Origin of the sequence: Neobacillus niacini, assembly GCF_046591715.1 — a bacterium.
Classification (GTDB): domain Bacteria; phylum Bacillota; class Bacilli; order Bacillales; family Cytobacillaceae; genus Neobacillus; species Neobacillus niacini_L.
The window spans coordinates 371,965-396,282 of the sequence record NZ_JAWVNQ010000004.1 but is presented as its reverse complement, the minus strand read 5'-3'; the positions used below and the strand labels follow the sequence as shown (position 1 = coordinate 396,282).

General features: G+C 37.1%; 26 protein-coding genes. 19 read left to right on the top strand and 7 right to left on the bottom strand.

The genetic code is table 11. The features are described from left to right. Positions 1-18: 18 nt before the first annotated feature. Positions 19-1,587 (bottom strand): hypothetical protein, encoded by a 1,569-nt coding sequence (locus tag SFC47_RS14190; protein ID WP_411254939.1) that lies wholly within the window; start codon positions 1,585-1,587, stop codon positions 19-21. Positions 1,588-1,787: 200 nt separating this feature from the next. On the opposite strand from SFC47_RS14190, the gene SFC47_RS14185 reads away from it, so the two are divergent. The 4 genes from SFC47_RS14185 (at position 1,788) to SFC47_RS14170 (ending at position 5,165) form a co-directional block, all read left to right on the top strand. Then, entirely contained in the window at positions 1,788-2,525 is a 738-nt protein-coding gene (locus SFC47_RS14185; protein WP_411254938.1) for a DUF2161 domain-containing phosphodiesterase, read from the top strand. Then, positions 2,522-3,166 carry a LytTR family DNA-binding domain-containing protein gene (locus SFC47_RS14180; RefSeq protein WP_411254937.1) on the top strand — a complete coding sequence of 215 codons (645 nt, stop codon included), beginning with the start codon at positions 2,522-2,524 and terminating at the stop codon, positions 3,164-3,166. The genes SFC47_RS14185 and SFC47_RS14180 overlap by 4 nt, the downstream gene beginning before the upstream one ends. Before the next feature lie 117 nt (positions 3,167-3,283). Further along, entirely contained in the window at positions 3,284-4,798 is a 1,515-nt protein-coding gene (scpC, locus tag SFC47_RS14175) for a succinyl-CoA:acetate CoA-transferase ScpC (protein ID WP_411254936.1), read from the top strand. Positions 4,799-4,964: 166 nt separating this feature from the next. Further along, positions 4,965-5,165 carry a cold-shock protein gene (locus SFC47_RS14170; protein WP_026568674.1) on the top strand — a complete coding sequence of 67 codons (201 nt, stop codon included), beginning with the start codon at positions 4,965-4,967 and terminating at the stop codon, positions 5,163-5,165. Positions 5,166-5,602: 437 nt separating this feature from the next. Here the strand turns inward: SFC47_RS14170 and SFC47_RS14165 are convergent, their stop codons facing one another. Together SFC47_RS14165 and SFC47_RS14160 are read right to left on the bottom strand one after the other, a co-directional pair. Continuing rightward, positions 5,603-6,250 (bottom strand): LysM peptidoglycan-binding domain-containing protein, encoded by a 648-nt coding sequence (locus tag SFC47_RS14165; RefSeq protein WP_411254935.1) that lies wholly within the window; start codon positions 6,248-6,250, stop codon positions 5,603-5,605. Between the two features lie 107 nt (positions 6,251-6,357). After that, positions 6,358-7,380 (bottom strand): LysM peptidoglycan-binding domain-containing protein, encoded by a 1,023-nt coding sequence (locus SFC47_RS14160; RefSeq protein ID WP_411254934.1) that lies wholly within the window; start codon positions 7,378-7,380, stop codon positions 6,358-6,360. Between the two features lie 201 nt (positions 7,381-7,581). On the opposite strand from SFC47_RS14160, the gene SFC47_RS14155 reads away from it, so the two are divergent. The 3 genes from SFC47_RS14155 to SFC47_RS14145 all read left to right on the top strand — a co-directional run bounded on the left by SFC47_RS14155 (position 7,582) and on the right by SFC47_RS14145 (position 10,160). Next, a complete protein-coding gene (locus tag SFC47_RS14155; RefSeq protein ID WP_411254933.1) occupies positions 7,582-8,742 on the top strand; it encodes a hypothetical protein in 1,161 nt (386 codons plus the stop codon). 165 nt (positions 8,743-8,907) lie between these two features. Further along, positions 8,908-9,696, top strand: coding sequence for a hypothetical protein (locus SFC47_RS14150; RefSeq protein ID WP_411254932.1), 789 nt, complete (start codon positions 8,908-8,910; stop codon positions 9,694-9,696). A 5-nt stretch (positions 9,697-9,701) separates the two neighbouring features. Beyond that, positions 9,702-10,160: a hypothetical protein gene (locus SFC47_RS14145; RefSeq protein ID WP_411254988.1), complete on the top strand. Its 459-nt coding sequence runs from the start codon at positions 9,702-9,704 to the stop codon at positions 10,158-10,160. 52 nt (positions 10,161-10,212) lie between these two features. Here the strand turns inward: SFC47_RS14145 and SFC47_RS14140 are convergent, their stop codons facing one another. After that, the gene (locus SFC47_RS14140) at positions 10,213-11,139 is read right to left on the bottom strand and encodes a DMT family transporter (RefSeq protein ID WP_411254931.1); all 927 of its coding nucleotides are present in this window, start codon (positions 11,137-11,139) and stop codon (positions 10,213-10,215) included. 164 nt (positions 11,140-11,303) lie between these two features. On the opposite strand from SFC47_RS14140, the gene SFC47_RS14135 reads away from it, so the two are divergent. From SFC47_RS14135 to SFC47_RS14115, 5 genes are all read left to right on the top strand, one after another. Continuing rightward, a complete protein-coding gene (locus SFC47_RS14135) occupies positions 11,304-12,848 on the top strand; it encodes a spore germination protein (RefSeq protein ID WP_411254930.1) in 1,545 nt (514 codons plus the stop codon). A 4-nt stretch (positions 12,849-12,852) separates the two neighbouring features. Continuing rightward, positions 12,853-13,962 carry a GerAB/ArcD/ProY family transporter gene (locus SFC47_RS14130; protein ID WP_411254929.1) on the top strand — a complete coding sequence of 370 codons (1,110 nt, stop codon included), beginning with the start codon at positions 12,853-12,855 and terminating at the stop codon, positions 13,960-13,962. Beyond that, on the top strand, positions 13,937-15,187 hold the full coding sequence (locus SFC47_RS14125) for a Ger(x)C family spore germination protein (protein WP_411254928.1): 1,251 nt from the start codon (positions 13,937-13,939) through the stop codon (positions 15,185-15,187). The genes SFC47_RS14130 and SFC47_RS14125 overlap by 26 nt, the downstream gene beginning before the upstream one ends. Before the next feature lies 1 nt (position 15,188). Continuing rightward, positions 15,189-15,344 carry a hypothetical protein gene (locus tag SFC47_RS14120; protein WP_411254927.1) on the top strand — a complete coding sequence of 52 codons (156 nt, stop codon included), beginning with the start codon at positions 15,189-15,191 and terminating at the stop codon, positions 15,342-15,344. A 94-nt stretch (positions 15,345-15,438) separates the two neighbouring features. Beyond that, positions 15,439-15,615, top strand: a complete 177-nt coding sequence (locus SFC47_RS14115) for a DUF2187 family protein (RefSeq protein ID WP_411254926.1) — start codon at positions 15,439-15,441, stop codon at positions 15,613-15,615. Positions 15,616-15,683: 68 nt separating this feature from the next. Here SFC47_RS14115 and SFC47_RS14110 read toward each other — a convergent pair whose 3' ends face one another. Beyond that, entirely contained in the window at positions 15,684-15,872 is a 189-nt protein-coding gene (locus SFC47_RS14110) for a hypothetical protein (protein WP_411254925.1), read from the bottom strand. Between the two features lie 169 nt (positions 15,873-16,041). On the opposite strand from SFC47_RS14110, the gene SFC47_RS14105 reads away from it, so the two are divergent. The 7 genes from SFC47_RS14105 (at position 16,042) to SFC47_RS14075 (ending at position 23,242) form a co-directional block, all read left to right on the top strand. Then, on the top strand, positions 16,042-16,197 hold the full coding sequence (locus SFC47_RS14105) for a hypothetical protein (RefSeq protein ID WP_411254924.1): 156 nt from the start codon (positions 16,042-16,044) through the stop codon (positions 16,195-16,197). Positions 16,198-16,468: 271 nt separating this feature from the next. After that, positions 16,469-17,599, top strand: a complete 1,131-nt coding sequence (locus SFC47_RS14100) for a GerAB/ArcD/ProY family transporter (protein ID WP_411254923.1) — start codon at positions 16,469-16,471, stop codon at positions 17,597-17,599. Then, complete coding sequence (locus SFC47_RS14095) at positions 17,565-19,025, top strand: spore germination protein (RefSeq protein ID WP_411254922.1); 1,461 nt, start codon at positions 17,565-17,567, stop codon at positions 19,023-19,025. Before SFC47_RS14100 ends, SFC47_RS14095 begins: the two co-directional genes overlap by 35 nt. Then, positions 19,022-20,176, top strand: coding sequence for a Ger(x)C family spore germination protein (locus tag SFC47_RS14090; RefSeq protein ID WP_411254921.1), 1,155 nt, complete (start codon positions 19,022-19,024; stop codon positions 20,174-20,176). The genes SFC47_RS14095 and SFC47_RS14090 overlap by 4 nt, the downstream gene beginning before the upstream one ends. A 627-nt stretch (positions 20,177-20,803) precedes the next feature. Next, positions 20,804-21,865 carry an LLM class flavin-dependent oxidoreductase gene (locus SFC47_RS14085; protein WP_411254920.1) on the top strand — a complete coding sequence of 354 codons (1,062 nt, stop codon included), beginning with the start codon at positions 20,804-20,806 and terminating at the stop codon, positions 21,863-21,865. Positions 21,866-22,217: 352 nt separating this feature from the next. Further along, positions 22,218-22,775, top strand: coding sequence for a cysteine hydrolase family protein (locus tag SFC47_RS14080; protein WP_411254919.1), 558 nt, complete (start codon positions 22,218-22,220; stop codon positions 22,773-22,775). Positions 22,776-22,879: 104 nt separating this feature from the next. After that, positions 22,880-23,242 carry a group I truncated hemoglobin gene (locus SFC47_RS14075; protein WP_411254918.1) on the top strand — a complete coding sequence of 121 codons (363 nt, stop codon included), beginning with the start codon at positions 22,880-22,882 and terminating at the stop codon, positions 23,240-23,242. Positions 23,243-23,313: 71 nt separating this feature from the next. On the opposite strand, the gene SFC47_RS14070 is transcribed toward SFC47_RS14075, so the two are convergent. Together SFC47_RS14070 and SFC47_RS14065 are read right to left on the bottom strand one after the other, a co-directional pair. Continuing rightward, on the bottom strand, positions 23,314-23,736 hold the full coding sequence (locus SFC47_RS14070; RefSeq protein ID WP_411254917.1) for an SRPBCC family protein: 423 nt from the start codon (positions 23,734-23,736) through the stop codon (positions 23,314-23,316). Positions 23,737-23,893: 157 nt separating this feature from the next. Next, positions 23,894-24,310: a DUF1284 domain-containing protein gene (locus SFC47_RS14065; RefSeq protein WP_411254916.1), complete on the bottom strand. Its 417-nt coding sequence runs from the start codon at positions 24,308-24,310 to the stop codon at positions 23,894-23,896. Positions 24,311-24,318: the final 8 nt, after the last annotated feature.

Genomic DNA, 24,318 nt, shown 5'->3' with positions numbered 1-24,318 from the left:
GGGAGCTTCAATATGCAATTAGATAATATATGGACCAAAGAATATGGTTAAAAGTAAGATGTGAACACCAACAAAATACATAATCCTAATTGTACCAGCCCAATGATTTGTCTTTTTTGTATGGTTTGTTAACCAAAAAGATATGATTGCAAATACAAGCATGTAAATAAAGGAGCTGCCAGTGAAAGTTAAGTAGTCCGGTGCGTTCTGATAAATGTTGTCGACAAAGAATCGCTCTCTCCAAATAATGGCTGCTGCCGCATAAAGCACAATTCCTGTATAAAAATACCAAGCAGGGTCACGATCTGCAATTCTATTTCTGAACATATACATGAACACAATGAAAAGAACTGGCCATATAAACCAAATGACAGAAAAAGCAATGCCAAAAAACGAGGAGGTCACCATGCCGAGCGTTTTTCCAAGTGCATGAAGCCAATCATCTTGTGTGAATTCAATTAAATCATTGATATCATCTTTATTGGCGGTTGAGATTTTTATTTTATGTCCATCACCATCTAAATCCACCCATGCAATGGTGTCTTCATTTATCCACTGCGGGTTAGTTGAAATTTCAGGTGTATTGCTGCGCCTCTCTGTTTTCGTTCTGCCTTCCTCATTTATTTCAGCACTATAAATATTAAAGGTGGTGCTATCATTGAATTGAGTTTCTGTCTGCCCATTTGCGTGAAATAATACGGCTGCCTTATCATCCTTTAATTTTAGGACAACATCTGATACTTCGGTCAGGCTCTTAGTCCCTGCAGGATCATAAAAAGTCAGGTTAAATAGCGGAGGTGTATCCTTTTTGGTAATCTTTGTTTGCATAAAATAATTGAAAAACTCTGGATTTCCTTGTGTGGATTGCAGTTCCTCCTGGAGTAAAATTGCTAAAGTTTGATTTTCCATCGCAAAGGAAATATCATTAACAACTTTTCCTGGATCAACCTTTAATCTTGTTTGATAAACGGTACTAATTTTTCCGTTCGCTAATTGGTGTAATGTAAGGTCCACTCCGTTTGGGTCCGAAGAATAAGCTAGTATATTCACTTCCTCTTCGTTTTCCTGTGGTATAATATTCTGTTTCTTTAAATCAACATCCATAATCTTTTCGGATTTCTTATTATCCGGTGAAAGCTGAAAGAGTTCGTTATCTTTTACATACAATATGGTGTTTTCAAGAGGATAGAACTTCTCTACATTTGTAATTACCGTTTCCTTACTTTGATCGTAAATATTTTTATAATCAAAGTAGATAATTGAATCAGCCTTCTGATATACTTGTGTCCATTTATCAACTAGAATGTTATAAGAATTCTGTTCTTTAACCTTAAAGTCTGTTCCTAGTGTTGTAGTGGCTAATTTTCCATCTTCAAATCTAGTGAAAACAAAATCTCCATCCTCTGTTATTTTTACAGGAGGCAGCTTATTTAAATCCGTTATGCCAATCGTTAGGGCCCTGCTCCAATCTGAGGATGGAGGTTCTGTCACTCTAGTAAAGTTTTGATAAAATAATAATAGAAATCCGAAAATAAGGATGACCCCGGGTATTACCCAATATAGCTGTGCTAAGAATTTATTCTTCATAATAATCCCCCATGTAACTGCTTAACATTCTCTAATTATTTTAACAAAAATAATAGTAACATAATTCTGACAGAATAGGCTATTTCCAATACATTTCTTTTGTAAAAAAATGTTATCAGCTTTTTCTTTAAAAAATCTTTGTTAAACCAAGCCCCTTTTCATGTTAAGATGACAAGGAGACAAGATATTAGGAGATTCTGATGAAAGAAAAGAAAAAACTACAAGAGGTAGATTTATATAGACCTATTCAAAGGTATTTTTCACGAGAAGGGTATGAGGTATATGGTGAAGTAAGGGACTGTGATATGGTTGCGGTGAAAGAGGATGAGCTGGTCATTGTGGAATTAAAACTCACCTTGAGTGTGGACCTTCTTATTCAGGCAGCTAAAAGGCAAAAATTAACGGATCAGGTTTACATTGCCATTCCTAGACCAAAAGGCCGCCTGAATTCTAAGCAGTGGAAAGACAAATGCCATCTCGTTAAAAGGTTGGAGCTTGGTTTAATTGTTGTTTCCTTACCAGGTAACACTTCCAAAGCAGAGATCCTTATCCATCCAACTCCCTTTGTTGGTAAAAAGGCAGCCGGCAGAAATAAGATGAAGAGGGAAGCCATTTTAAAGGAAATTAGCGGACGCAGTGCTGATTTCAATGTGGGTGGCAGCACTCGGACGAAAATCATGACTGCCTATAAAGAAAATTGTATTCAAATTGCTTGTTTCCTAGATAAAATGGGACCGTTATCCCCAAAGGCATTAAAGGATCTGGGAGCAGGCGATAAAGTCCCCTCAATCTTAACAAAAAACTATTATGGCTGGTTTGAACGGATCAAGAGAGGTACTTATATCATAACGGACAAAGGAAAGCTTGAGATGCAAGAGCATCAGGAGTTAGTAAAATATTATTTCGATAAAATAGGGGATGGGGGAGAAATCATTTGAAGAGTATTACAGTTGTTTCTCTTTTGGATGTCATTAGTGAACTATTTTCGGAGGAAATTTCAATTGCAGTCTCTGATACGAATGAATACATCTACTATCGTCCTAGTAAAAGGGTGGATTTGAAGATTCGGCGTGGAGACAGGTTGAAGGAAGGGACCATCGCACATAAGGCAATCACTTCTAGACAGAAGGTATCTGAATTTATTGATCGGGATGTCTTTGGCATTCCTTATCATGGGATGGCAGTTCCATTCTTTCATGAAGGAAATCTGGAAGGATGCGTAACAGCGATTTTTCCTTCATTAACAAGTGGTAAATTAGTGGTAACGATTAAAACAGAGGATGGCTGGATTCCCTTGCCTTTTTCTGATGTGATTTATTTAGAAGCCAAGGAGAAAAAAACCTTTGTAAATGGAAAGGAACATTCTGGAACCCATAAAAATACCCTGCAGGAATTCGAATTTCTGCTGCCAAAGGATCATTTTATCCGCTGTCACCGCTCGTTTATAGTGAATGTTAATCATATTAAGGAGATTTTCCCTGATACGCATTCCACCTTTATTCTCTCAATGGATAACGGGGACAGAGTTCCTGTTAGTCAATCTTATTCAAGTTATTTTCGCAGGCTGCTTGGGTTTTGAATCTGCTGCTTTAGAAATCAAATTTGCTGTTTTGTCTGAAAATTCCGTAGTTAATCCCACATTTTCCATTTAGATGAAACCCTTCCGTTAAAATAAGGGCAAAGGGGTGGATGGTTTATGGAAAATAATTTAAAGCGTATTAGGGACCCAAGGCTTTGGGATAGAGTTGTGACACCAGAAGAGGCAGCAGAGTGGATTGAAGATGGGATGACTTTGGGGTTAAGCGGATTTACACGTGCAGGTGACGTGAAAGCGGTTCCGTTTGCGTTAGTAAATCGAGCTAAGTCCGAAACCTTTAAAGTCAATGTATATACAGGCGCTTCTTTAGGCTCTGATGTAGATAAATTATTTGCTGAAGCTGGTATTCTTGGAAAGAGACTCCCGTTTCAAGCTGATCCGACAATGAGAAAGAAAATCAATAGCGGTGAGTTGTTATTTGTCGATCAACACCTGTCGCACACAGCTGAATTGGTACGTGCAAATGTGATCTCACCTATTGATTTCGCTATTTTGGAAGCGGTGTCAATTACCGAGGATGGAATGGTCATTCCAACGACCTCTGTAGGAAATTCTTTATCGTTCGCGTTAAATGCAAAGTCGATAATCATTGAAATCAACTTAGCTCAAAATGAAAATCTCGAAGGACTTCATGATTTATATGAACCCGGGAAACAAGGTGATCGTGATCCAATTCCGTTAACAAAAATAGATGACCGCATTGGAACACAGGGAATAGTGATTGATATCAATAAGGTAAGAGGCATCGTATTTACAAACCAGCTAGATTCACCGTCTACGATTGTCCCGCCTGATGAGGAAACGGAAATTATGGCACAGCATTTAATTCAATTTCTACGTAAAGAAGTGGATGCTGGCAGACTTACAAAACGTTTGGCACCGCTCCAATCTGGGATTGGATCCATTGCTAACGCCGTTCTTCATGGGATGCTTGATTCTGAATTTGAGGATCTAGAGGTATATTCAGAAGTATTACAGGATGCGGTGTTTGATTTGATCGATGCCGGAAAAGTGCAGACTGCCTCCTGCTGCTCGATTACTCTTTCGGATGCAAAAATGAAAGAGGTATTTGCCAATTTTGATAGATACCGTGACAAATTAATTATGAGACCTCAGGAAATTTCGAATCATCCGGAAATTATACGTCGTTTAGGTTTGATATCAATTAATACGGCACTAGAAATAGATATTTACGGAAATGTTAATTCTACCCATGTATTAGGTACAAAAATGATGAATGGGATCGGTGGTTCAGGAGACTTTGCCCGCAATGCCCGTTTGGCTATTTTTGTAACAAAGTCGATTGCCAAGGCTGGAAGTATTTCCAGTATCGTTCCTTTTGTCTCACATGTGGATCATACGGAACATGATGTGGATGTTATCGTTACCGAGCAAGGCTATGCTGATTTGCGTGGGCTGGCACCTAGAGAACGAGTGGAGTTAATCATTGAAAATTGTACTCATCCAATGTACCGGGAGCAGCTTCGTGACTATTACCAGGAGGCATTAACAAGGGGTGGACAAACCCCGCATGTATTAGAAAAAGCCTTCTCATGGCACATGAATTTTGCCCAGCATGGTACGATGTTAAAAAAGGTATTTGAAACCGTGTAGAAAAAACTTTGGAGATTCGTTTGCTTTAATTAGTTATCTCTGTTATAGTTAGGAAGAATTATTTTTGTTTGTCAGTTGGATTAAAAAGTTTTCAAACTTTACGTCTAAAGAACTGAGCAAGGATAGTAACACAATGTGTGCATAGCACACGAGGAGGAAACAACAAATGGAACAAGGTAAAGTAAAATGGTTTAATGCAGAAAAAGGTTTCGGATTCATCGAAAGAGAAGCAGGAGACGATGTATTCGTACACTTCTCAGCTATCCAAAGCGAAGGTTTCAAAACTTTAGACGAAGGTCAAGCAGTTACTTTTGAAGTAGAACAAGGTCAACGTGGACCCCAAGCTACTAACGTTCGTAAAGCTTAATTAAGAACCGTCATATATAAAAAGACTCTCATTTGAGAGTCTTTTTTTGCTGTCTTAGGAGAGAATCGTGCCCAAGGCCGGGGAAAAACAGAGAAGACGGTAAAGATAAAGGGAGAATCGTGCCCTTGATCGAAGAAAAACGGGGTAGGTGGTAACGATTAGGAGAGAATCGTGCCCTTGGCCGGGGAAAAGCAGTGAAGGCGGTAACGATTAGGAGAGAATCGTGCCCTTGGTTGAGGGAAATCAGCGAAAGAGGTAACGATTAAAAGATTAACCTGGCATCCATGATGGGCCATCAATACAAAAAAGCCCTGCTCTGTAATAGAGCAGGGCAAGTAACCGAAAAACGTAAAACGTAAAGCAAATGGTAGAAACAGTATATCACAGAAGCAGCGCAATACCCTAATTATTTTTAATAATAATCAAAAAATATAGATTTACCGCATTCCAGCAGCCTTTTCCACCTGGACTTGATGTTTGGAATCTGATTTACCATCAACATGTCGAGTGCTATTTCCAAAATAAACGTCAAAATGGCCATTAATGCCATTGTTTGTAATATACTCACGTTCATGAGGCATAAAACTCATGCTGGCTGCTAGTTTTCTCCCGTCTATTTCGAGGATTACCGCTCTCGGGGTCCAGGAAAATCCTCCCCAAATATTTTTGGCAACGTTTGAATCATTTGTGGTAAGTGTTTCACTGTCAGCATGGTTCGCACCAATCGTGCGTTTTATGTAAAAGCTTCGCCCCGTGGCAAAGTCTGTTACTTTTGCTGTCTTTCCAATCGTAAAAATATATTGAGCCTCCGTCCACCAATCCAAATATTCTCCATATCTTTCACTGACAACATCTTTAACTCCGATGTTGTGAACAGGTATTTTCAATTTCTGACCTGTTGAGAGCACACTTCTAGTTGTTAGGTTGTTAGCTTTGAGTAATTCAGTCTGGGGTACTCCATACCGAATGCTTAGGTCCCAAATGTTGTCGCCAGATGCAATAGTGTGGGTGGTATACGTAATGGTATTTGTTCCTGCATTAGAAGGTGCATTCAGCCCGTTCGGTATTGTCAGAGCCTGACCCACTTGTAAAAAGTCACTTTTTAATTGGTTAGCAGCTCGTATACTGTCGACGCTGACATCAAATCGCTTCGCAATTACGGAAAGACTGTCTCCAGATTTAACACCATATGTTAAATCTTTCTCTCACCTTGAACACGTGAGGGGGACGCGGCAACAGGCGGCTGTCCCACAGTTGCGCCCGCAGCCGGAATGGTTAATGATTGCCCGATTGACAGAATGTCACTTTTTAAGTTGTTAGCACTTTTCAAGGCCGCTACAGTTATCCCAAAGCGATTAGAAATACTATATAAAGTATCGCCCGCAGCCACAGTATAATGTGCAGGTACGGGAGCGGTATGCTGAGCAGGTGAGGCGCCCGCATCCGGAATGGTTAAAGTCTGCCCAATTGACAGAATGTCACTTGTTAAGTTGTTAGCACTTTTCAAAGCCGCTACAGTTATCCCGAAGCGTTTAGAAATACTATATAAAGTATCGCCCGCAGCCACAGTATAATGTGCAGGTACGGGAGCGGTATGCTGAGCAGGTGAGGCGCCCGCATCCGGAATGGTTAAAGTCTGCCCAATTGAAAGAATGTCACTTGTTAAGTAGTTAGCACTTTTCAAGGCCGCTACAGTTATCCCGAAGCGTTTAGAAATACTATATAAAGTATCGCCCACAGTAACATTGTAATACTTAGTTCCTGTTACCGGGATGGTCAATATTTGTCCAATCTGAAGAAAATCAGTGACTAGGTGATTCGCATTCATCAATGCCTCCGGTGTGGTTCCAAATCTTTTCGATATACCATAGACTGTATCTCCAGTCACAACAGTGTAAACAGTAATCGAATTACCGTCTGTTTGGGATGCATTTGCTGTGGTCTCAGCCGCTTGTACAGTGTTACTATCATTTGTACCTAATGAAATCGATGTTACCGCGATACCGCCAAGAATGACCTTGATCATCGTAACCTTTAAACCGGGGTATCGTTCTTTTAATATTTGCTTCGCAGTTCTTTGCAGGCTTTTATTTGTAGTCGGTTCGCTGCCTAGTTCCGCAGCAAACTCTGATAACGGGTCATCCAGGTATATAAATAACGTAAATTCATCACTTTCTGGATGTAACTTCCTAATTTCATGTTTTTGAACATTCAACTTTTGTCTAAATCTCCTTCCAAAAAAATCAAATTTAAACTTTATTATTCTTCAAGAAAACGTTAATATGAGATTTTTTTTACAATAGGTACAATAGTCCCGAAGGATTTCTGCAGGAAAATAATCATATTTAAAAGGTTTAAAGGAATTTTTGTTGAAATAAGTATAGTAAGTTTTTCCATTGGTGAGGTGGGATAAAAATTGAATGAGATTCAATATGCTTTTATAAATGAATTTGGCCATTACGGATTCGATTTTGATCAACCTGAGACTTCGACCCATTTTATAATCGTTTCTATTTTAGTAAAGGATTCTGAAAAAGCAATCCTAGAGCAAGAAGTAGAAAGAATAAAACAAAAGCATCTCCAAATAAGGGATATCGATGATATTCTTCGAATGGAAATCTTACAGGATATAAAGGACTTGCCCTTTAAGGTGTATGCATATGTCATTGATAAACGCCGAATTCGCGATGACAGCGGCGTTACATATGAAAAAACCTTTATTAAGTTTTTTAATCGAAAAATCTTTGATGATTTATATCGAACTTTTGACAACCTTGACCTTGTTGCGGATGAACAGGGTGCTAAGGAGTTTATCCAGGAATTTATTGGATACGTAAAGCAGAAGTGTATACCTGACTTGTTTAATTACTCTACTTTTGGTTTTAACAACAGCCAGTCAGCGATTCTACTGGAATTTGCAGAGTTTATCGCAGAAACAATCGGAAAAGGCTATGACCGAAACCACTACTCCCATCAGTATCCTTCTTTTTATAGACTATTAAAAAATAAAATTATCACGATTAACCTCTGGCCTCATGATTATAAGCACTATCTATATGACTACCATTTTGAAAAAACGGATAATGTAACAGACCAGACTATTATTAAACAATCTGTGAATCTGGCTTATCAATACATTGAGAAACATCGAAAAAGCGAAGAAGAGGACGATAAAGTAGGGATTGATTTATTAAAGTTTCTCTTATTCAATTTAAAAGAAAATCCAGATGATTATGTGTATACCGAAGAAATTCTTGATAATCTGAATGCAATTAAAATCAATAAAATCAAGCAGCACTATTTTCGCTCAAATATTGTTTCAAAGCTGCGCGACGCGGGATTATTAATTGCCTCCAGCAACAAAGGCTATAAGCTGCCTGTTTGTTTAAATGATTTGTACGACTTTGTAAATCTTTCAAGTTTAACGATACACCCGATGATTCAAAGAGTTGCTAAATGCAGGGAGCAAATTCTGCTGGCAACAAACAGAGAAATAGACATTCTCGAAAAATCAGAATACGAATACTTAAAAAGAATAATTGATATGGAAAAAACAATGATAACGAGTGGAGAGTAAAGGGGAATTTGGAATGGGATTGGAAAAATAAATAGTAAAAGACAACTCGTTCATTTGGACGAGTTTTTATTTTGATTTAAATTCAAACTGCCATCAAAGTTAGGATAATTATCCACTTTTTTGGGAAACTATTGGAAATTAAATGGGTTTTACAGGTGGCTAATAATGGACAATTATTCAAATGACAACACTGCCAGCCGATACAAAGCACATGTCAGCATTTTAGGCATCTCTCAAATTCACTTGCGAAATCCTTATATTATTGCGTGGTGGTCCGCTGCGTTTCCAGGATTCGGACATATGCTTCTATCTAAATATCTTAGAGGATATGTATTGTTTATTTGGGAAGTAGTTGTAAATATCAAAGCACATGTAAATCAAGCGATGATTTACTCCTTTCAAGGGGATATTGATTTGGCCAAGGAGGTTTTAGACACAAGATGGCTTTTAATGTATATCCCCGTTTACCTTTTCACTATATGGGACAGTTACAGAACAACCGTTGATCTTAACAAAATATACTATTTAGCAGATAGTGAGGATCATCAATTTAATTCATTCAGTCTAGGGGCAGTAGAGATCAATTATCTAGACAAAAGAAATCCTGTTATTGCAGTGGTGTGGTCGTTATTTATGCCAGGTCTAGGGCAGCTTTATGTAAATAGAATTATGACAGCCTTTTTTGTTATCTTTTGGGTAGTTGTTTTCTTTTATTTTTCGCATGCCCAAGAGGCCGTTTCCCTCTTATTTTTAGGTAAAGTAAGTCAGGCCACTCATGTTTTAAACCCTGAATGGCTCTTATTTCTCCCATCACATTATGGTTTTGCAGCGTTTGATGCTTATATGAGTGCAATCGAAAGTAATAAACTCTACAAAGAGGTACAAAGCAAATACCTGAGTAAGAATTACCAAGCAGCAGGTTTTAGACTATTAAAAGGACAAAAGGTGAAGTGATAGATTTGCAGGTCTTTTCGACTTTTGAAAGTAATGCCTTCTTAGAAATTGCGATCACACAATTGGAGAAAAGGGGGATAAGAAAAGAAAATATATATGCTATCCCTCTAGACAATAGAACAGAGGGACGTCAAATACTTGATTCCACACACCATTCAGATGGTACATCATTCAGTGATATTGGGATGGCGCTGGCCACTGCTTTTTCAGTGATTGGTGCTAGTATTGGATTTAAATTAGCTTTGGGGCCCATATACTGTGGACTTATTGGTGCTTTTATCGGCTTTGTACTAGGCATGGCCATCAGGCTTTTTACTGAAACCGTATTAAAGAAGAAAAAGAGAGTTTTAAAAGGGAAGCATTCTGAGGTTATTCTTATTATTGATTGTGAAGATACACAAGCAGACTTAGTCGAAAATATTCTTTGGAATCATTTTGCATTAGGAGTAGCAAGCATAAAATGAGAAAGCACCACTGGCAGTAGTGGTGCTTTCCTTAGTAATCGGAACTAATATCTTAACAATCTGCCGCTTTCATGTGTGAACATTTTTTAATAAATAACTTCGTATTCGTTCCTATATAGACTCCGGTCAATACAAATGCAGCCCCGATCCCATGAGCCCATGTGAAGGTTTCTCCTAGATAGATCGTAGCCATTAAAACTGCAGATACCGGCATGACATTAATAAAGATAGAAGCTTTGGCTGCACCAACTTCTTTAATTCCGTAATAATACATGATAAAGGAAATGACAGTTACAAAAATACTCATATGAACAATCGCCGCCCAGGCAGAGAAATCAGCCTGCCCAATGTCCTGCCAAGTGGTTTCAACAAAAGCAAACGGTGCTAAAAATATGGTTCCAAACGCAACTGCGTATGTAGTCGATTCCACGGCACTGTATTTAATTAATACTACCTTCCCAACCACACTGTACAAAGCCCAGCTGACGACAGCACCAAGTAAAACGAAATCAATGGTTTCAAAGCCTAATTGAAACAAAGCCAGAATATGACCATCTGTGATAATAACTGCTGCTCCAGACAGGGCAATTACCATACCGATTATATGATTCTTCGTGATTTTTTCTTTTAAAAATAATCCAGATAAAAGAACGATTAATACCGGGTTTGAGGCGATAAATAGTGAACTTTTAATAACCGGCGCGTGCTTCGTCGCAATAAAGAAACAGATATTATAGAGTGCAATTCCGGTTAATCCCAGAACTGCAAATAATCCATAATCTTTTAGTGTTGGTTTCTTTCGGTTTTTTTCCATGATCCACATAAGTGGAAATAGCAGCACGGCAGCCCCTAAAAATCGTAAAAATGCTACCGTTGCAGGTTCAAAGCTTTGTACCGCAATTTTCCCAGCAATAAATGCACTTCCCCAGGTAGCCGTTGCAATAAACAACATACCGTATATCATCCATTTTTTTTTCATCTCAGGTCCCCTATTTTTCCTAATGTAATAACTTGTATTTTATCATCTTTTTCGATTATCGAAATAAAATTTTTTCAAAAAACCAAACTTTTATTTACAGGTACTATTCATACATAAAACTCCTTTAGATGGAAAAGGATATAAAAACTGGGAGGGATACTGGGATGAGGAAGAAGATAACTAAATTATGGAAGAAGGGTTTGAATACTGAACCTGAATTTAAAGAACAAACGAATATAGAAGTAATTGAGCTAAAAAAACAAGATATTAGTACTAGTTATGATCAAAATTTAGCGACCTTTAAATCTCTTTTCTCGGTTCCTGATAATATTGATGTCAAGGTACGAGAATTTACCATTACTTCCCTTCACCGCAAGGGTTTTATTATTTACATGAGCACTATGACAGATTTACAAATCATTATGGAAAGCATAATGGAGCCATTAATTGATAACGAGCATCCATCAGATAAAATTCCTAATATTGTTTCCTACCCGATTGCAAGTACTAATAAAAATATTGGTGAAATCACAGAATTTATCACTAGTGGGAATACGGCTTTATTTGTAGAGGGTGATGAACAATGTTATTTGTTTGAAACGACTCAAACCAGCGGCCGGGGTATTGAAAAGTCTGATAATGAGGTAATTGTTAAAGGGGCAAAAGAAGCTTTTAATGAAAAAGTCATTGACAATATTGCCTTAATTCGTAAAAAAATTAAAAATGAAAATCTTCTTGTTGAAACTCAGACGATCTCAGCTCGATCTAGGAATAATGTATTTCTTGTTTATCAAAAGGATCTTGTACAGGAAGATTTACTAAAAAGCATAAAAGATAAACTAAGTTCATTTCATGTTGATAGTATGATTGATTTAAGTATTTTAGAGCAGTATCTTGAAGAGCGGCCGAGGTCTTTATTTCCCACTTTACTTTATACTGAACGACCTGACCGAGCCGCCGCTTATATTGAAGAAGGGCATATTGTTTTATTAATGGAAAACTCACCAGCCTGCTTAGTTCTGCCAGCTACCTTTTGGGCGTTGTTTCATTCACCAGAAGATCACTACTTGAGAACACCCTATGGAAATTTCATTCGATTCTTGAGGTTCTTAGCTCTGTTTGTAGCTGTTTTTACTTCTTCTATTTATATTGCGATTACAAATTTCCATGTCGGGATGATTCCTCCTGATTTATTGATGGCGATTGCAGGTACACGTGAGAGAGTGCCTTTTCCGTCTATAATAGAAGTGCTTATGATGGAAATTGCATTTGAACTTATACGAGAGGCGGGATTACGTGTACCATCTCCCATTGGTCCAACTATTGGGATTGTCGGTGCATTAATTCTTGGTCAAGCTGCAGTGCAAGCGAACATCATTAGTCCAATTGTGATTATTGTAATTGCATTAAGCGGGTTAAGTTCCTTTATTATCAGTGATTTAAGCATGAATTTTGCTATTCGTATTACTCGCTTTTTATTTATATTTTCAGCAGGGTTTATGGGGATATATGGAGTGACGGCTTTATTTATTGGCGGACTCTATTATTTAGTTTCATTAAAATCGTTTGGTACTCCCTATTTTGCACCTATGACACCACATTCCTTCTCTTCCAAGGACTTACTCATTCGGCATGTTCCAATGAAAGAACGGTTTAGACCAGGATATTTAAAGCCAAAGGACATGGTTAAACAAAGAAAGGGATCATAAAATTATGAATCAACAACCTGGAAAACTAGGAATTCGTGAACTTGTTTCCATCGCTATCTTAATGGTAGGGGCGAAAGCTACTGAAGATACCCCATCCATTCTATTTAGTAAGGTGCAGAATGCAGCATGGATGTTACCGCCTCTAATCGCCGTGATGTTCTTTATCCCTCTTTTTTTATTACTAAAGACAATGTCTTTGTATCAAGGTAAGGATTTGTTTGCAGTTATTAAAAAACTACTTGGTAAATATCTAGGTTTTGTCGTTTGTCTATTGATCTTTATCATCAGTTCTTTTGCTGTTTCGTTTGATACAAGAACTTATACCAACATCATCCGGGCGTTTTATTTCTCGACAACACCCAATCTCATCATCTATGCCATGTTAATGATTACTTGTGCCTATGGAGCTAAAAAGGGGCTGCAGCATGTTGGTTCTGTTTCCTATCTAATTGTTTTCTATTCACTGCTCTCGTTGTATATTGCATTAGGGATCAGCACACAAAAAAGCAATATAAATGCAATGTTCCCTTTATGGGGACCTGGTTATGTTGAAATATTTAAGCAAAGTTCAATGAGACTGACTCTATTTGCTGAATTTTTTATCCTGACATTGGTCATTCCTTATGTTAAATCAAACAAAGTTTTCAATAAAGGTGCATGGATTGCCTATGTGTATGTATGCATCCAAATCAGTGTAGCAACACTCATTTTTATCTGTATGTTTGATGAGTCCCTAGGGGGAATTGCTTATCCATTCCATATAGCCATTCGCTTTATATCCCTGGGAGAATATATCCCGAATGTCGAAATCATATTTTTCATCATTTGGATTATGACGGCATTTATTCGGTTTACTGCATTTTTATATTTAAATGCCCTTATGTTCGGCCGACTTTTTAAAATTAAGGACTTTGAATACTTAATTCCGTCGCTAACAACCATCTATCTTTTGATTGGAATTTATCCGGAATCACCTATGGATGTCACACTTGTACTTAAACCACTAATACAAAATATGGCAGGACCTTTGTTTGCCTTCATTTCCATCCTTCTGTGGCTGGTTGCACTGTTAAAAGGAGAGTTTAAACATGCCAAAAACAAAAACAGTATGTAGATTTATGTTGTTTTTCATAATGGTTATGTTCTTAACAGGTTGTTGGGATCGGGGAGAACTAGAAGATAAATCTTATGTGATTGGGCTCGGGTTAGATCGTTCAAAACAGGAAGGGAAAATTAAGGTAACTATGCTGCTTGCCAATCCAGAAGTGGGAAGTTTGCAAGGCGGCGGCGGTTCAACAGAAAAGGCGCGAGAAATCATCTCGTTTGATGCTAATGACTTCATTGCTGCTAAGGCAACGGCAAATTCAGTAATTTCAAGAAGTATTAGTTATGAATTGTTAAGAATATTTATTGTTTCTGAGGAATTTGCAAGAGATCCCATTTTTACATCGACATTTTTTGAGGTACTTAAGGATAAAGAAATTCGTTTAAACAGCTATTTGGCCATTTCTAAGGAAAAGGCAGCAGAATATTTTTTGAAAAATAAACCAAGAATGGAAACAAGACCACATAAATACTTTCAATTTATGGTCGATCATGGGATTGAAAATGGGCTTATTCCCGATTCTACTCTGTTCCGTTATTTTCAATCTGCGGAAAGAGAAACAGACCTCTTTTTGGCGATGTACACGACAGCTAAAAGATTAGACAATCCTAGAATTCAGCGGGAAGACGAATACATGGCAGGAGAATTAAATGCAACGGGTGAATTAGATGATACCCAATTTATTGGATCGGCTGTGTTCAAGAAAGGCGTTATGATTGATAAACTAACGGGTCAAGAAACACGTACGGTCAATATTCTAGATGATACAACGAATATAAAAGATATATTAGTCAATATACCCGATCCATTTTTGGACGACTCTAATAAACAAATTGCAGCAAGAATAATGAAAACAAGAGGCAATAAGATAAAAATGAATTTGAAAGGAATCAGGCCAAAGATTCTTATAACGATCCCATTAGAGTTTGAGATTATGTCTAATCCATCAAAGACAAATTATAGTAACGAAAAAAATAGACAAAAATTAAGAAAACATATCGCTGAACATATTGAAAAAATGAATGAAGACTTACTTAAAAAATCACAAACAAAATTAAAAGGTGTACCCTACCCATTACCTTTATATGCAAAGAAGTATTTTCGAACTATACAGGAATACAAAAAATTTAATTGGGCAAAGTCATACCTTCGTGCAGATATACATGTAAAAGCTAAAATTACAATTGTTGATTATGGGAAAGAAACAAATCGACCGATAAAGGTGGGGCAGTAGCTTGCAATTTATTATTATCCTTACAGTACTCGCTATTTCGGCTTATACCTTTGGATTTGGTGTCACTCTATGGAAGGGGAAACAGAAGATTAGTGCAATGGCTGTTTTTTTTCTAACTTTACTTATATTGGTTCTTCCGTTTTTTTCCGTTTTTTAACTAACACACATAGAGTTATTCCACGCTGTTAGACATCTGGGTTCATAAGTATTTAATACCTTAATATTGGAAATTATATAGTCGAGGTGATAGAATGGCTAATGCAAAAGTTGGCGATAAGATTTCATTTAAACGTGAGGGGAATTCATTTGAAGGTGTAGTTACGGGAGTGAGGGAAAATTCCGTAATGGTTCAATATGGGGTTTCTAAAGAAAAGGATGAACCTTTGATTACCATTGTAAACCATAAAAATTACAAAATTACAAAATAAGCAGCGAAAGATCAATCCTCCAACGATAAAAAAATCCCTTTCAGAGGGATTTTTTTCATTTTGCTTTTTTAATCACGATTGCGTTGACCTTCACCATTGCCAGTTAAATTGTTTGCAGCATTTTTAGCAGCGTCTACGGCATTCATAGCCACATTCTCAGTGGTTTCCAAGGCACTATGAAGAGTGTGAAAAGCAGCACCCGCTGTTTCCTTTATACCATCTGCCACACTTTTATTACTTTGCTTTTGATTAGACATTCTTGTTGTTCACCTCCTAAACAGAAATAGGTTGTGCAGTAGTCACAGAACTATACAAATGGATTACTGGAAAGTGAATTAGGAAAAAATATAATTTCCATGTCGCACATCCATACTTTAGGGAATAGTAAAGATGAAAAAATAATGGATTGTTTGTGGAGGTATTAAGATGGAAGAAATGAAAAAGATGGAAAAGCTTCTACGTGACTATGGATATCCCGAAAAAGCGATTCCCCGATTATTGAGAGAAATCAGTTCAATGAATTATGAAAAGGTGAAAAAACTAATTCTGCCATATAATGATATGACAGCTGGAAGATCTTAATTAGTTGAATAAAATAATAATATTATGTAAACCCAAAAACAAAAATGACTATCCAAGTGTTAAAGAAGTTTAGATTTATTGGATATTTAGTTCAGAATTAGGTGAATGTTAGAATTAAAGCCAGTTTCCTTATAAACTGGCTTGTTTTAATTATACACACTCCGATTTTATAACATCAAAAGACTGAACCATATGACTTATTCTTGTAATAACATATATCTCAAATTTTTGGTGAATAATAGTAGGAAAATGATGAAATTCGGTGGTACACATGCAGAGCTTGGTAAAAATCTTGGTTCCACGGCAATTATTTTTAATGCTGATTCTTTCAACAGGTTTACTAAATCATGTCATTTTAATTCCCAATCTCCTTAAGGCTGCAGGCAGGGATAGTTGGGTAAGTGTGATTGTTGCATATCCTATTTCGCTTTTTTTCCTATGGCTCATTTATTTCATTGTAAAAAATAGCCCAACGGAAGGATTTTTTTTATTCGTCGAGCAACGGCTGGGAAAGATTGTTTCCATTCTATTATCAATTCCAGTGATAATATTTTTATTCACCAGCGCCTATGTAACGCTACGTGACTTAATGATATGGTTAAAGTCCTATTTTCTCGGTGAAACTACTGTTTTTTTCATAAATTTCATTCTCGTCTTGGCTTGTTTTATGATTACTTTTGTTGGTATTAAATCTATGGCAATCACTAGTGGGTTATTACTTCCACTAGTTATGTTATTAGGTTTTTTTATCGCACTTGCCAATACTTCCGTTAAGGATCCGAGCTTATTATTTCCTATATTGGCGGAAGGGTATGTACCTGTTTTGAAAGGAGTTATCTATGTACTCTCAGGACTCCTCGAAATCTATATCGTGATATTGTTGCAGCCATTCTCTCAGGAACGGATAAAATTAAAGCATTTGTTTATTTTATTGACAGTCTTAACTGGCTTAATTTTTGGACCACTTTCTGCTGCAATTATGGAGTTTGGTCCGTCTGAAGCCATCCATTTCATGTACCCTGCATATGAACAGTGGCGTGTTTTAAGTATAGGGGAGTATATTTCCCATTTAGATTTTTTCGCCTTATATCAATGGCTTGCTGGTGCGTTAATTCGTATCGGTTTGTTCATGTATTTATTTGGCACATTCTTTACAAGGAAAATGAAACATTACAGACTGAGTCCAAAATTAGTGGGTATCATCTACCTTTTATTATTCGGATTAATGGTAATAAAAGTAGAATCTTATTACTTTTATTCAGCCATTTATAAGTATTTTTTACCTGCTTGTATCGTATTTTTCCTTCTTCAAATCCTGTTATCAGCGTTAATTGTTTTAGTTTTAAAGAAAAGGGATGAAAAACAACATGGGAAAAACAATAAGCTCGAATCCCCTACGTAATGGAATGTATAAGGAAAAAGCCGAGGAATTAAAAAAGCGATTTATGAAAAGCGATGACTTAATTTGTAAAGTGCACCATTCGGATAATGAACCATTTGAAATGATATTTTTTGAAAGCTTAATTGACATTCATTATTTAGATCAATATATTTTGCCGAAAATTGGATTACATGAACAAGGGACAGTCGAATATAAGCTTAAATCTTTTTTTCGTGCAGAAGAGGTTATCTCTAAGTCATTAGATGAATTATCTAATTTGCTATTTGAAGGGTACGTCCTATTTGTATTTGGTAATGCACTTTTAAGTATAATTGCATGTGACTTTCCTAAGCGTGCTCCAGAAGAATCAGCCCTTGAGACATCTATCAGAGGTCCAAAGGATGGATTTGTTGAGGATATAAAAACCAATATCTCCTTAATACGCAGAAGACTTAACACCTCCTCATTGTGCCTAGAGAAATACACAATCGGAGAAAGAACTAAAACAAAAGTGGCTCTTATCTATATAGAAGATCTAGTCGATCAGAGAGTTCTAGATGAAATCCATACACGATTAGAGAAAGTAGAACTAGATATTTTGACTAGCATTTACGAGCTAGAAGCGTATGTAAGAGACAGACCGTATTCCGTTTTTCCAAGTATGGACTATACTGGGCGGCCAGACTTTGTTGTTCAGGCGTTGAATCAAGGTCGCTTTGTAGTTTTGGTTGATGGAAATCCGACTGTCATATACGCTCCCGTTAATTTATTATTGCAGACCAAATCACCTGAGGACACTTACATCAGTTATGCATATGTATCTCTAGAAAGAATTGTCAGGATGTTAGGACTAATTATTTCAGCTTTTTTACCAGGGGCTTGGATTGCCTTTTCTGCTTTTAATATAGAACAAGTACCCTATTTACTGGTCGCGACCATTTCTGTGTCGCGTTTTGGATTACCCTTATCTACGCCAATAGAGATGTTTATTGTTCTATTCTTGTTTGAACTATTTAATGAAGCAGGAGTGCGGTTGCCAAGAGCCATTGGTCAAACTGTAGCGGTGTTAGGGGGGTTAATTGTTGGGGACGCAGCGATACGTGCAGGCTTAACTTCACCAACGATGCTGGTAGTTGCTGCTATTACCTATATTTCCTCATTTACATTAGTGAACCAAAACTTAAGCACAGCCATTACCATCCTCAGGTTCGTGATTATTTTATTGAGTACTTTTTTTGGATTGTTTGGAGTGATTATTGGATTTATTTTAACAATTTTTTATTTTTCAACCATATCATCCTTTGGAGTTCCATATTTAGGATCCCTATCACCTTTCAGTTTGAATGAATTTATCAAAGATTTCTTCATGGCACCTCGTCAGTTCTATAAATCGCGAACAACCATGACAAGCCCTGACGATCCAACAAGGGGTGGCAATCAATCATGAATAGGAAGTTTATTTTTATCTTTATCACTGGATGTTTTCTGCTAACGGGCTGTACGGGTTTAAAGAATATTCAAGATTTAACTTATATAGTGGCAATCGGAATAGATTACGAGGAAGAAAAGCAGGAATATAAAGCTTATCTTCAAGGCTTAAATTTCGCTAATGTAGCGAAGCAGGAAGGCGCAAAACCGACTGAACCCATACCGATTTTCATCGCTTCAGCTTCTGGTGAAACACTTAATTTAGCAGTAAGTAAGCTTTATAAAAAATCGGAGCCTCCTATTTTCTTCGGGCACGTAGAGACACTGGTCTTAAGTAAAAGTGTTGTTAAACACCGCTTTAGGGAGGTAGTAGAGGAAGTAGGCAGAAATCGGTCTTTACGGCATACAATGCGAATTATTACAACAGATGAAAAGATACCTGATATTTTTAATATCAAAGCATTATTTAACTATCCAGCTGTTTATACTGTACTCTATAAAAAAAATTCTGACGAGGTGTTTCAGGATGAGATAAAGCCAAAAAGGTTAATGCATTTTTTAAGAGAATTTTATGAACCAATGGGTGTGGCAAAGCTGCCTTCTGTAAAGATTGATCATGATAGTTGGAAGGCTGAAAAAAACTATCCAGTGTTATTTTTTGATGGATTTGCAATCTTTCAAAAGCAAAAATTTATGAATGACCTTTCAATGAATGATGCTGTTTATCTTGATTGGCTGATGGAAAAGCGTACTTCTTTAGATCAAAAAGTGGAAGATAATAATCAGCTTGTAGCTGCAATCAAACTAAGCTCACCAAAGATGAAGATAAAATATGTAAAAGGAAAGACTTCACCAGAATTTTCAATTGAAATTTCTGCACAAGCTGATTTGTTAGAGAAAATAAAGGATATTCCCCTAGCAAATTTAACCAAATTAGTTGAAGCCGATATAAAAAAGAAAGTAATGAAAATCTATAATGAGGGTGTTAAAAACAATACAGATTTATTAAACGTGGGTGAAAAATGGTATCGTGTACACCCACAGCAATATCAAAAATTAATGAGAACATCTAACTTCTATTTAGATAAAAATTCCTTAAACAATGTAAAAGTGGACGTACAGATATTCCATTTTAATTCCTATAAATATGAGGAGAAAGGCTTTGAGTAGTGGAAAATATATTGTTGTCTTTTGAACAGAGTAATTTTTGTACCTTTACAAAAGTGAGCTGCTTTAGATATGGCAGCTCTTAATTTCAGCAAACATTTAAACCAGAGAATGGTAAAATTTTAATGATATAATCATTTTTTAATAGAATGGCTGTGTTAAAGGATACTAGTGATTTTAGAACCTGTTGATTGGAGCGGAAGGCGCTTGATCCGATCCTCGAAAATGCTATCGCATTTTCTTCGTGCGGTGATTATTCGAGGAAGTAAATTCAATGTCCTGCGGGATGTACGAACACCGTGAGACCCCGCAGATCGGAACGATCGAGGAGGCTCACGGGCGAGCCCGCGGAAAGCATAGCGCCTGTAGCGTAAATCAACAGCCTAGTTTAACACAGCCAATAGAATAAAAAAGAACTAAATATACGGGATCTTGGGAAGGAATGGATTAGGTAATGCAAAAAATTTATTTAGATTTTAAAGGATTTAAAGAGATCTATTAGCAGGCGGCAGTATATGGGCCCTAGCCATAAAATCCAATTATTTTGTCAATTGGTAATATCTTGCTAAGATAGGGATAGTGGAATAACAATATTTCTTAAACTAGTATACATAAGTAGGGGGCAATTTTGTGGAAATCGGATTAAGCACTTTTGTAGAAACAACGCCGAATGTTGAGACCGGTAATGTCATAAGTCATGCACAACGGATTCGTGAAGTAGTAGAGGAAATTGTATTAGCTGACCAAGTGGGGCTTGATGTCTTTGGAGTAGGGGAGCATCATCGCGAGGATTATGCTGCATCATCACCTGCCGTGGTGCTGGCGGCTGCAGCATCACAGACAAGCAGAATCCGTCTGACTAGTGCGGTTACCGTTTTGTCTTCTGACGATCCTGTTCGAGTTTTTCAAGATTTTTCAACACTTGATGCGATCTCAAATGGACGTGCTGAGATCATGGCAGGTCGAGGATCCTTCATCGAATCTTTTCCATTGTTCGGATATGATTTAAAGGATTATGACCAGTTATTTGAAGAGAAACTGGATCTATTGTTGAAAATAACGGCGTCTGAGAAAGTATCCTGGAGAGGTGAACATCGACCAGCGATAAATAATTTGGGCGTGTATCCAAGACCGGTTCAGGATCCCCTTCCAGTATGGATAGGAAGCGGCGGCAATCAGGAATCAGTTGTTCGTGCAGGTTTGCTCGGATTGCCACTTGTGCTAGCGATTATTGGGGGGAGTCCGCAGCATTTCGCACCACTTGTGGAACTGTATAAGAAAGCAGCAGAACATGCTGGTCATGATGCATCCAAGCTGCCAATTGCGTCTCATTCACATGGTTTTGTTGGTGAAACTACGGAAGAAGCGGCTGCAAAGTTTTTCCCATCTACTCAACAAGCAATGAACAAATTAGGGCGTGAACGTGGCTGGGGAAGATATGACCAAACAACCTTTGATGCTGCTCGCAGCCTGCAGGGGGCTTTGTATGTAGGGGATTCACAATTCGTAGCTGAAAAAATCATTAACTTGAGAAAAAATGTAGGAGTCACACGATTTATGCTCCACTGCCCAGTTGGGACCATGCCTCATAAAGATGTAATGAGATCCATTGAGCTGTTAGGAAAAGAAGTAGCACCATTCGTTCGTGAAGAAGTGGCTAAGTGGGAAAAAGAAAACGAAGATAAGTTGTAGAAACTTTTATCAACTAGGGTTTTGTTCCACGTAATTAGACAATGCTCAATGTTTGGGTAACCATCCTTGGTGGTTTGTTACTCAATTTTTAACATATTTACGGGCACAATCTGTGTAGGATTGTCCCCGTAAATCATTATTCAGTAAAGGTTCGGTCACAATAAGTGAATATTTGTGACCCAAAATCAATAGGCTTTATATATTCGGTAATAATGATATGTAGTTGAGAACTTGGAGAACTAACTGTATGTACCGAATCTTAAAGAGGAATTTTCAATGGAAATATAGAAGTAGAGAGGGAAATGGTATCTTTCCAAAGAAATTATCTTTCCAAATGAGAGGGGTTTTGTAAGTGAACCAAGCTTTACTCGTAATTGATGCTCAGCAAGAGTTAATCGAGGGAAATGAAAATGAGAGCAGTGTTTTTAAAAAAGAACAACTTTTGGATAATATTAATTTAGTAGTTAAAAAAGCAAAAGAATCAGATGCAAAAGTGGTTTTTATAAGAGATAAAGATGTGGCTGACGGTAAAGGGGAAGGCTTTCAAGTCCATCAGAAAATAAACGTTCCATCGGAATCAATGATATTTGATAAAGAGGCAACCAATTCATTCCATGGCACACCTTTGTTAGATTACTTGAAAGACCATGATATCAAACACCTTATTATTATGGGCTGTCAAACAGAACACTGTATTGATTCGGCTGTGAGAACGGCCACAATCAATGGATTTGATGTTACATTAGCAACAGATGGTCATTCTACAAGAGATTCCTCTGTCTTAACTGCTGAACAAATCATAAGTCATCATAATAAAACACTGCATGGGCATTACAATGTCGACAACTTCGCAGTCGTTCGAAAAAGTGAAGAAGACTTGTTTGAACCCATACATCATAAATACAGATAAAACGTATTCTCCTAGAACCTAAAAACTTGAGGAAAATAATGAAAGAATAAAAATATTTATCTGTAGAAAAATACTCCTATCACATTTTATATAGGAGTGTACATATGGAACAAAACCTTTACGAAAAAGTTGGCGGTGAAGAAGCGATTGCAAAAGTAGTGGATTATTTTTACACCGAATTGGTTCTTAAGGATGATACTGTTAATCATTTCTTTAAAGAAACGGATATGGAAAAACAACGGAGCCACCAGTCAAAATTTATTAGTTATGCATTAGGCGGACCCAACCAATATACCGGACAATCCATGGCCAAAGCCCACCAAGGGATGAATCTCCAGCCTGTTCATTATAATGCAATCGAAAAACATCTTCACGACGCACTTGCTCACTTTGGAGTGAATGAAACGGATATAGATACAGCATTAACCAAAGTAGCATCTCTAAGAGACGATATATTGTATAAATAATCATGAAAAGAACCGGGCGAATAAAGGATTATTCCTTTCATCAACCGGTTCTAGTAGTTTTTCTCCAAATCTTATTTTGAGTTATTAGTATATTTTTTAAAGTTCTCTAATATAGCCTGCCAGCCGGCTTCTTGCATTTCAATAGGATTGCTGTTTTCTGGATCAAAACTTTCAATTACCTTTGTTTCTTCTCCTTGAGGAATAAACGTGATGGTAACTTTTCTTCCGTCTTCTAAGGAATAAGCAATAAACTCATTTACTCTAACATCATCATAAACCCCGCCAAAGTCGAATCCAAAACTCCCATCTTTAGCTTCCATTCTCGAAAGAAATTTACCGCCAACTTTCAAATCATTCTCAGCATATGGGGTATGCCAATCTTCTGATGCAGCGTTCCATTTTGTGATATGGGATGGCTCTGTCCAATATTCCCAGACCTTTTCTACTGGTGCTTTGACCGTGGTTTCTACAATTATTTTTTTTGAAGTTTCCATTGCAGTTTTCCGCCTCTCTTAACATCATTTTTAATAAGTGTTTTGGCAAATAAGAAGTCTGATTATATTGTAATTGAATTTGTGAAGTATATCCATTCTGAATAGTTTGAAAGATACTGATTTTTGCTGTACTAAGATTCTATTAGATGAGGGAGAATTATTTAACTTTCCTTAAGCCTTTCCCATCAAGAATTTCTTGTATACCTTCTTCACAAACTCCATATGATCTCCAAGAACATGAATTACATATATGTTGAAGATCGGAGGGAATGATGTTCTTTTGGATGAGCAATTCAATGTCCTCCCACTTCACAATTTGTCCGATTTTTAGCCCTAATTTTTCTAAGATTGCAGCATCTCTTACATAAATATTGTCATTCTGACAGTGGTATATACCTGAGTTTGGAAACTTTTCACACAACTGATCCGGACCCTTTACAAGTTGTATTCTTGTCTTGGGATTTTCTCTCAAAGTTTGGTGGAGAACTGTCATATTTTCTACATATTCTTCAGAATAGCCCATACCCCGATAGCCTAAAAGGCAAAATAGATGATGACCTCTCAATTTAAACATTATTTTCC

Excerpts from the sequence above, each read along its gene's own strand:
- scpC (WP_411254936.1), top strand. The coding sequence starts at position 3,284 with ATGGAAAATAATTTAAAGCGTATTAGGGACCCAAGGCTTTGGGATAGA.
- SFC47_RS14065 (WP_411254916.1), bottom strand. The coding sequence starts at position 24,310 with ATGTTTAAATTGAGAGGTCATCATCTATTTTGCCTTTTAGGCTATCGG.
- SFC47_RS14190 (WP_411254939.1), bottom strand. The coding sequence starts at position 1,587 with ATGAAGAATAAATTCTTAGCACAGCTATATTGGGTAATACCCGGGGTC.
- SFC47_RS14135 (WP_411254930.1), top strand. The coding sequence starts at position 11,304 with ATGAGGAAGAAGATAACTAAATTATGGAAGAAGGGTTTGAATACTGAA.
- SFC47_RS14185 (WP_411254938.1), top strand. The coding sequence starts at position 1,788 with ATGAAAGAAAAGAAAAAACTACAAGAGGTAGATTTATATAGACCTATT.
- SFC47_RS14140 (WP_411254931.1), bottom strand. The coding sequence starts at position 11,139 with ATGAAAAAAAAATGGATGATATACGGTATGTTGTTTATTGCAACGGCT.
- SFC47_RS14115 (WP_411254926.1), top strand. The coding sequence starts at position 15,439 with ATGGCTAATGCAAAAGTTGGCGATAAGATTTCATTTAAACGTGAGGGG.
- SFC47_RS14170 (WP_026568674.1), top strand. The coding sequence starts at position 4,965 with ATGGAACAAGGTAAAGTAAAATGGTTTAATGCAGAAAAAGGTTTCGGA.
- SFC47_RS14095 (WP_411254922.1), top strand. The coding sequence starts at position 17,565 with ATGGGAAAAACAATAAGCTCGAATCCCCTACGTAATGGAATGTATAAG.
- SFC47_RS14105 (WP_411254924.1), top strand. The coding sequence starts at position 16,042 with ATGGAAGAAATGAAAAAGATGGAAAAGCTTCTACGTGACTATGGATAT.
- SFC47_RS14125 (WP_411254928.1), top strand. The coding sequence starts at position 13,937 with ATGCCAAAAACAAAAACAGTATGTAGATTTATGTTGTTTTTCATAATG.
- SFC47_RS14150 (WP_411254932.1), top strand. The coding sequence starts at position 8,908 with ATGGACAATTATTCAAATGACAACACTGCCAGCCGATACAAAGCACAT.
- SFC47_RS14110 (WP_411254925.1), bottom strand. The coding sequence starts at position 15,872 with ATGTCTAATCAAAAGCAAAGTAATAAAAGTGTGGCAGATGGTATAAAG.
- SFC47_RS14100 (WP_411254923.1), top strand. The coding sequence starts at position 16,469 with ATGCAGAGCTTGGTAAAAATCTTGGTTCCACGGCAATTATTTTTAATG.
- SFC47_RS14075 (WP_411254918.1), top strand. The coding sequence starts at position 22,880 with ATGGAACAAAACCTTTACGAAAAAGTTGGCGGTGAAGAAGCGATTGCA.
- SFC47_RS14070 (WP_411254917.1), bottom strand. The coding sequence starts at position 23,736 with ATGGAAACTTCAAAAAAAATAATTGTAGAAACCACGGTCAAAGCACCA.
- SFC47_RS14090 (WP_411254921.1), top strand. The coding sequence starts at position 19,022 with ATGAATAGGAAGTTTATTTTTATCTTTATCACTGGATGTTTTCTGCTA.
- SFC47_RS14130 (WP_411254929.1), top strand. The coding sequence starts at position 12,853 with ATGAATCAACAACCTGGAAAACTAGGAATTCGTGAACTTGTTTCCATC.